We start from the raw sequence: 7,646 nt of genomic DNA on the forward strand, positions 1-7,646 counted from the left end.
TAGTATCAGTATGTCCAAGATTTAGAGATTACCTGCAATTATCTTGAAGTTTTCGCACCAGAACCATAAAAAGAATTACTTATATTATAGTTTATATAGTAATAGTATAATATTGAGAAATATTTACATAAATCCAGTATGTATTACGTAGCAATTGTAGAAATGGCTTGTTTATAGACTAGCTGTTGCTTACTATAAATTGTGTCTAAACGTACAATTGTCTTTTTTTGATATGGTGACCCCTAGTAACAGTTCTACTAACACTTTTATTATCAGTGTTTTTAACACTAACTTTGATTGTGGGCTATGCATTAAGTTAAACGTATTTCTTCACGAATAAAACTCGATATTCCGTCAATACTGTAGATAACCTAGTTGGAACAAGACCTCCATTAGGTGAGCAGTTAGCTTTTGCTAGCTGCTCTTGTTTTCTGCAATTGGTTACATTTATCTGATGTTTTTAATGTAATATTACGTTAAAATATAAAAGAATAAAATATATTGAGCTGTTATACCATTACCCTAGGAAACTAGGGTTTTTATTTCTACAAAATGAAATTTTTATTAAAACGATACTTCTTTATTTCTCAATATAAAGAGTCTAGAATTTTCACTAACAATCATGTAATATATAAGCAAAGAGTAAGGTAAGAGTTACTCTTTGCCATTTTAGGAGAGGATTTGCTATACATAGCAGGTCCTCTTTTGTGTAAAATGGGGGTGCCGCCACATGCCCATCAAGCTAATCAAGTAACTTACTAGATGAAACGATCCTTGCTTCAAAACTAGCAATTGATAGAAAAATAGGCATACTAAAGAAGCCTATTAAAAGGCGATTTTTTTCGCTAGACAGCTTGTCTATGATTCACTGTCGTTTTATACACAATCCCTAGAATATCAAAGACGGTCATCTTCTTATACCGATGACATTTACGACCGTTCTTTTTGAGCAATAGATAAAGACGATACAAAATTTTCAAAAGTTCTTCTGTGCCAATGGCTATCGCTTGAAATAGTAACGGAAAGTAAGCTTTAATCATATAAATCGCTTTGTATTCACTCAGCTCCTGCTTTGTTTTTTCAAGCAGAAACTGTCGCATTTGAAACATCATAGAAGAACAGAGGAGAATGCCGATGAGTTGTCCATATAAATGGCACTCTAGGCGTTCTCTTTTAATATTTTTACATTCATCAATTTCAAAAAATGACTTCCACGTTTTAAACAAAATTTCAATCTGCCAACGAAGTGAATACAGTGAGTGCACGTAGTTCGTTGGTACTCCTTCTAGAGATGTGTTCGTGATATATACATTCATACTCATTAAACGTTTACTTTTATCCTTCATGACAATGCCTTTTTTCTTTTCACGTATCGCTTGGTTTCTCAGGCGTGTTTGCGTTTGATTATCGGTTAAACGATGGATAATGACACGTGCTGGAAGTTTCTGATTTTGGCCAATGTACGCCTCGGGAATTTCTATCGTTTCACCGGGGATTAGACCCGACATCATTTGTGTCATATCGATCTGGATGTATTCTGTTTGCTTTTTTAACATGCCGTTGTTGAAGTATTCTGGCTCAGGGTTCTTGATATAAATCCGTGTATTCAGCTTCAACCGCGAGATATAGTAAGCTCCTTTATCATGAATAGTTTGTAAGTCTCCTAAATCGAAGTAACCAAGATCACGTAAACACAAATCGCCTACCTCTATGGTTTCAAGGCAAACGGTACCGTATGTTTTATCATTATTCTTTCCTGGTCCAAGCTGCACGTTAAGAAATTGACCACTAAGTAAATCATATTCCAATTGGATTTTCACGCCTGCCGTATTACTACTCCCACCTGAACCTTGATAGTTAGTGGCGAAACGATCCGGCAATTGAAACACTGTCGCATCTAAAATACGGATACGATTGAAAGTAGAGATCATGTGTGCAGAAAGCGAGTGATTTAAACAGAGTTTTTGTGTGAGAAGAGAAGTAAAGACCTCCCGAAGAAATGCGACAGCTGCTGGATTAAAGCGTTGATTCAATCCTTCTGAGCTCATCAGTACTCCAGTTGAAGCTTCTAACTGACTGCATAAATGTGTAAGTGATGTGCTGGCTACTTCTTGACTGAGCCATACGCAAAGGGCAATGAGTTCGTTCGCTTGATACTTACTAGATCGCTGTACAAAGCCAACTTGTTTGGCGATATCTTGTAGGACTACTGGAGATAAAAAGTATTGTAGCTCTTGTGCGAAAAGATTCAGTTCATTTGAAATAATAGGATTCATTAAAAACACCATCCTTTCTCATAAACTTCTTATGATAAGCATAGCGATTTTTCATTTTGAGGGTATGATTTTAACTTCGCTTGATGAGCATGTAGGTGTACCCCATTTAGAAAACTTCGTAACAGAACCCATAACTGTAATATACGAAATTAGCAAAGGCTTTCTCTATTTCATTGAGGAAGCCTTTGCTTGTCTAAACTATATAAACTTTTTCAGTGCCATCGTGTAGATAGCTCTTTGTTTTTTTGTTGCAAAAAAGAACATTCGTAAGAGGTTTTACATGTAAGGTTGAAATTTTAAGAAAAAGTTAAGGAACGAAAATCATAATGGGCTTATCAACAAAATATACGAGGTGGAATAAAAATGGAACAAACTAAACAAAAGTTAATAAAAATTTTACTCATAGTAAATTTGGGGGTAAGTACGTGCGCAGCTATCGGAGTAGGTTATGTAGCTTATAAACAAAGTAAAAGCCCGGATTTTTCAGAGATGGGCTCAAGAGGGCGCGATAAGATGTTCCCGGGTAATGGTAATGGTCAATTTCAGCCGGGGCAAGAACAATCGGGGCAAACTCAACAATGGGAAGGAGAATAGAATTTTGAAAAAGTGGATTATCATTTCAACCATTATTGTTGTAATAGGAGGAGCAAGCACTTGGTTCTTTTTACATAAAACAGATAAAACACAAGGTGTTGTGGCTGCATCTCAAACAACAACAGTACAACAAGGAAAATTGGAGGTAGCAGTTAGTGGTTCGGGTTCTGTTACAGCAAATACAGATCAAGATGTAACAGCGAAAGATACAATTCTTATTGTTGATACTATAAGTGTAGCGGCCGGAGATACAGTGAAAAAAGGTGACACGCTTGTAACCTTTAAAAATGGTGCTGTCGTTACGGCTCCATATGATGGGGAAATTCAATCAGTTAGTGTGAAAAAAGGCGGCAAAGCGTCACAAGGAACAATTCTTCTCCGTATGAAGGGTGTAGATGGATATACATCACCTGTAACGAGAGGGAACAATAGTGCAAATTCAGATAAAGCAAGTGGCGGAAGTGGTTTGATAGCAGATAGTGTTAGTGTAAAAGAAGGCGATGTTGTAGAGGCAGGTGCAACACTTGTAACCTTTACAGATGGAAGTATTTTGCAAGCCCCAGTAACGGGGACAATTACAAGCCTTTCTGTTGCAAGCGGTGATTCTGTACAGGCTGCGGATCCAATTGCACACATAACAAATTATAACGCCTTGCAAACAACGATTAGTGTTGATGAATTAGACGTACCGAAAGTAAAAGAAGGTCAAGCGGTAAAAATAACAGCAAGTGCATTCGGAGATGAAACATTCAGCGGAAAGGTAACAAGTGTAGCAACAAAAGGAACAGCAGACAAAGGCGTTTCTACATTTGACGTAACCGTACAAATTGAAGATCCGAAAAATATGAAGATTGGTATGTCAACAGAAGCAAGTATCTCAATAGAAAGTAAAGAAGGCGCATTATACGTCCCAGTAGAAGCGGTGCATACAAACGGAAATGAAAAATATGTACTAGTTCCTATATCTTCAGACGATGCAGCGCAGTCAACGAAAAAAGTGACAGTAGAAACTGGTATTTCAAATGATACGCATGTAGAAATTACAAAAGGGTTAGCAAAGGGAGATACGGTGCAAATACCGAGAGTTCAATCTAAAGGGAATTCTTCTCAAGGACCTATGATGATGCCTGGAGGAAACTCTCAAGGAGGATTTGGTGGCGGCAATTTCCAAGGAAGACCTGGCGGTGAGTTTGGAGGAAGATCTAACGGCGGAGCTCCAGCTGGCGGCGGACAAGGAGGGCGTTAATGTTATGGTAGAGCCAATTATTCAAATAAAGAACATGAAGAAAGTCTACGAACTTGGCGGCGAAACAGTAATGGCTCTAAAAAGTGTTTCCCTCGATATTCAAAAGGGCGATTTTATCTCTATCATAGGACCATCAGGATCCGGAAAATCAACATTTATGAACATGATTGGATGCTTAGATCGACCGGATTCAGGTGAATACTTGCTAGATAATGAAGAGATAGGGAAAATGAAAAGCTCCCAACTTGCGACGATTCGAAATGAAAAAATAGGTTTTATATTTCAAAATTTTAACCTGATAGCGAAACTTACAGCAGTTGAGAATGTCGAGCTTCCACTCATTTACCGAGGCATGAAAGCAGGAGAACGAAGAGAAACGGCATTAGAAGCATTACGAAAAGTAGGATTGGCAGATAGAGCAAATCATTTGCCTTCTCAATTGTCGGGTGGGCAACAGCAACGTGTCGCAATAGCACGTGCGTTGGCTGGACACCCTCCTATTCTACTAGCAGATGAACCGACTGGAGCACTTGATAGTAAAACGAGTAAAGAAATATTAGGAATTATGAATTCATTAAATGAGCAAGGGCATACCATTATTCTTATTACGCATGATTTAGATGTTGCAAAGAAAGCAAGCCGCGTCGTTCGGATTCACGATGGACAGCTCTATGAGAATGGAGGTGAATGGTTTGCAAACACTCAAAATGGCACTGAAAAGCATTAGAGCAAATAAAATTCGAGCATTTTTAACGATGCTTGGGATTATTATCGGTGTATCCTCTGTTATAGTAATGGTTGCGATAGGACAAGGATCGACAAAAGAGGTACAAGATCAAATTGGCAACTTAGGTACAAATGTATTAACGGTATCAATTACGGATTCAGATGCTACATTTAAAGAAAAAGACGCAAAACAAATTCAGGATATTAACGGTATTAAAGATATTGCACCAACAGTATCAGGAAGAGTAACAGTGAAACATGAAAAAACGAATACACAAGTGTCAATGATTGGAACAACTTCTTCTTATTTAGACGTCCGTGATTTAAAACTGCAATCAGGACGCTTCATTGCAGACTTAGATCAGGGGAATCATTCGAAAATTGCAGTACTTGGTTCAAACACAGCACAAACATTATTCGGTTTAGGAGACCCGGTCGGTCAATCAGTAAAGGTGAACGGGACATCTTATAAAGTTGTTGGAGTTCTTGAATCAGTGGGAAGTTCATTAGGAACAAGCGGAGATAGTACGATTATTGTCCCTCTTAGCACCGGACAGCGTTTAGCTGCTACTACGAATGTTGGGACAACATATGTGAAGGTAGAAAATGAAGATATGATTAATTTCATATCGAGCCGCATTGAAAGAACGATGCATTCAATCGTCGGTGATACAGATAGTTATAGCGTATCAAGTCCAAAAGATTTAATGGAAACGGCATCCTCTGTTAATGACACTATGACATTAATGCTAGGCGGAAGTGCAGCAATCTCACTTATCGTAGGCGGGATTGGTATAATGAACATTATGCTCGTATCAGTTTCAGAACGTACGAAAGAAATAGGTATTAGAAAAGCAATTGGAGCAAAACGTAAAAACATTCTGCTTCAATTCCTTATCGAAGCAGTTGTATTGAGTTCATTCGGTGGAATAATTGGAATAGGGATTGGGGTAATCAGTGCTCAAATATTTACGTTGGCCACAGGTACAACAATAGCATATTCCATACCAGTTATGCTGTTATCATTTGTTTTCTCTTTATTGGTTGGAGTTGTATTCGGTGTATTTCCAGCGAATAAAGCGTCTAAACTTGACCCAATTCAAGCACTACGATATGAATAGAACAAAACAAAGCGATCGTATCCTGCGAACACTTTGCTTTGTTACTATGTAAGAAAACAGGATTCTGGTGCAAAAAGTTTAAAGCTATCGTAAGTAATCTCCTAAACTTGGAGAAACAAAAGGTGCGCTCAATGAGTTCGCCTTTTGTTATCAAATTTGCTTAGCTTATATTTTCGTTAAAATGTGGGTGGTATGTCAGATTTAAAAGACTGAATTCAGTCTTTTTTTGTTTTAGGGGTATTAATTTTTTCTTAGCTTGATGGGCATGGGGGACCGCCACATCGCTATCAACCTAATAAAAAGAAAAGCCCCCTAAAATGAAAAAATACGTTATTCTTTCTGTAGAATCATAGGAAAGGATGGCGTTTTTTATGTCTGTTTCTGTGTCTGACGAATTACAACTATTTGCTCAAGAGATTCAAAGATTTTTATCTCCAAATACCTTACGGAATCTTGCCAGAGATGTTGGTTTTGTACAACGAACCAGTAAGTACCAAGCAAAAGATTTAGTAGCTTTATGTGTATGGGTGAGCCAAAATGTAGCTATGACTTCTTTAACTCAGTTATCTAGCTGTTTAGAAGCATCAACAGAAGTACTCATCAGTCCTGAAGGACTGAATCAACGGTTTAATAAGGCGGCCGTCCAACTTTTACAACGCCTACTAGCCGAACTACTAAGCAAAAAATTGGCCGTATCTATGCCGATTTCTTCGCCATACACTTCTGTTTTCAAGCGTATTCGTATTTTAGATTCAACTGCATTTCAACTCCCGGATGTATTTTCATCGGTTTATCCAGGTGCAGGAGGCTGCAGCCATACAGCTGGGATAAAAATTCAACTTGAGTATGATTTGTTAAGTGGACAGTTCCTTCATATTCATACAGGTCCAGGTAAACAACATGATCGCACTTACGGCTCTTTGTGTGCCCCAACTGTGACAGCGAATGATTTATGTATCCGAGATTTAGGTTATTTTCATTTAAAAGACCTTCAATATATACAAGATAAAGAGGCCTACTATATCTCTCGTATCAAGTCGAACACACGTATGTATCAAAAAATCCTAGCCCTGATTATTTTCAAGATGGAAGAATTAAGAAAGGTACAGAGTATATACAGATAGATATAGAGACGTTAATGAACTCCCTTCAACCAGGACAAACGTGTGAAATAGCTGATGCTTATGTAGGAATGAATGATAAAGTGCCAGCTCGTGTAATTGTTCATCGATTAACAAAACAACAGCAACAAAAAAGATTACAAGATCAAACTGTAAGAGAAAAAAAGAAAGGAATGAAGTATTCTCCTCGTAGTAAACGACTCAGTGGTATCAATGTATATATGACAAACACCTCTATAGATATTGTCCCGATGGGACAGGTACATGACTGGTATTCTTTGCGTTGGCAAATCGAAATTTTATTTAAAACGTGGAAGTCATTCTTTCAAATCCATCATTGTAAAAAGATAAAACCAGAACGATTGGAGTGCCATTTATATGGTCAATTGATTGCCATTCTACTCTGTTCTTCTATCATGTTTCAAATGCGACAATTGCTCCTCATGAAGAAAAAACGAGAGCTTAGTGAGTATAAAGCCATATATATGATTAAAGACTATTTTCTTCTTCTATTCCAAACTATACAAAAAAACACCCAAGAGCTATCAAAGGTGTTACTTCG

The 7,646-nt window shown here is 37.6% G+C and carries 5 protein-coding genes and 1 pseudogene; 5 read left to right on the forward strand and 1 reads right to left on the reverse strand.

The features are described from left to right. Nucleotides 1-845: 845 nt before the first annotated feature. Nucleotides 846-2,276, reverse strand: a complete 1,431-nt coding sequence (locus BAQ49_RS24965) for an IS4 family transposase (RefSeq protein WP_071747459.1) — start codon at nt 2,274-2,276, stop codon at nt 846-848. A gap of 363 nt (nt 2,277-2,639) precedes the next feature. Here BAQ49_RS24965 and BAQ49_RS24970 point away from each other — a divergent pair, with 363 nt between their 5' ends. From BAQ49_RS24970 to BAQ49_RS24990, 5 genes and pseudogenes are all read left to right on the forward strand, one after another. Next, the gene (locus BAQ49_RS24970) at nt 2,640-2,870 is read left to right on the forward strand and encodes a hypothetical protein (RefSeq protein ID WP_071747460.1); all 231 of its coding nucleotides are present in this window, start codon (nt 2,640-2,642) and stop codon (nt 2,868-2,870) included. Nucleotides 2,871-2,874: 4 nt separating this feature from the next. Then, nucleotides 2,875-4,116, forward strand: a complete 1,242-nt coding sequence (locus tag BAQ49_RS24975; RefSeq protein ID WP_071747461.1) for an efflux RND transporter periplasmic adaptor subunit — start codon at nt 2,875-2,877, stop codon at nt 4,114-4,116. A 4-nt stretch (nt 4,117-4,120) separates the two neighbouring features. Continuing rightward, nucleotides 4,121-4,843 (forward strand): ABC transporter ATP-binding protein, encoded by a 723-nt coding sequence (locus BAQ49_RS24980; RefSeq protein WP_071747462.1) that lies wholly within the window; start codon nt 4,121-4,123, stop codon nt 4,841-4,843. Then, on the forward strand, nt 4,809-5,963 hold the full coding sequence (locus BAQ49_RS24985; RefSeq protein ID WP_425266556.1) for an ABC transporter permease: 1,155 nt from the start codon (nt 4,809-4,811) through the stop codon (nt 5,961-5,963). Before BAQ49_RS24980 ends, BAQ49_RS24985 begins: the two co-directional genes overlap by 35 nt. A 371-nt stretch (nt 5,964-6,334) precedes the next feature. Next, nucleotides 6,335-7,646: pseudogene (locus BAQ49_RS24990) on the forward strand (IS4 family transposase); the annotation flags it as partial.

It is taken from the genome of Bacillus proteolyticus, from assembly GCF_001884065.1.
In the GTDB taxonomy this organism is placed as follows: domain Bacteria; phylum Bacillota; class Bacilli; order Bacillales; family Bacillaceae_G; genus Bacillus_A; species Bacillus_A proteolyticus.

What these genes read in the sequence shown, in the direction of transcription:
- BAQ49_RS24965 (WP_071747459.1), bottom strand. Translation starts at nt 2,276, where the DNA reads ATGAATCCTATTATTTCAAATGAACTGAATCTTTTCGCACAAGAGCTA.
- BAQ49_RS24970 (WP_071747460.1), top strand. Translation starts at nt 2,640, where the DNA reads ATGGAACAAACTAAACAAAAGTTAATAAAAATTTTACTCATAGTAAAT.
- BAQ49_RS24980 (WP_071747462.1), top strand. Translation starts at nt 4,121, where the DNA reads ATGGTAGAGCCAATTATTCAAATAAAGAACATGAAGAAAGTCTACGAA.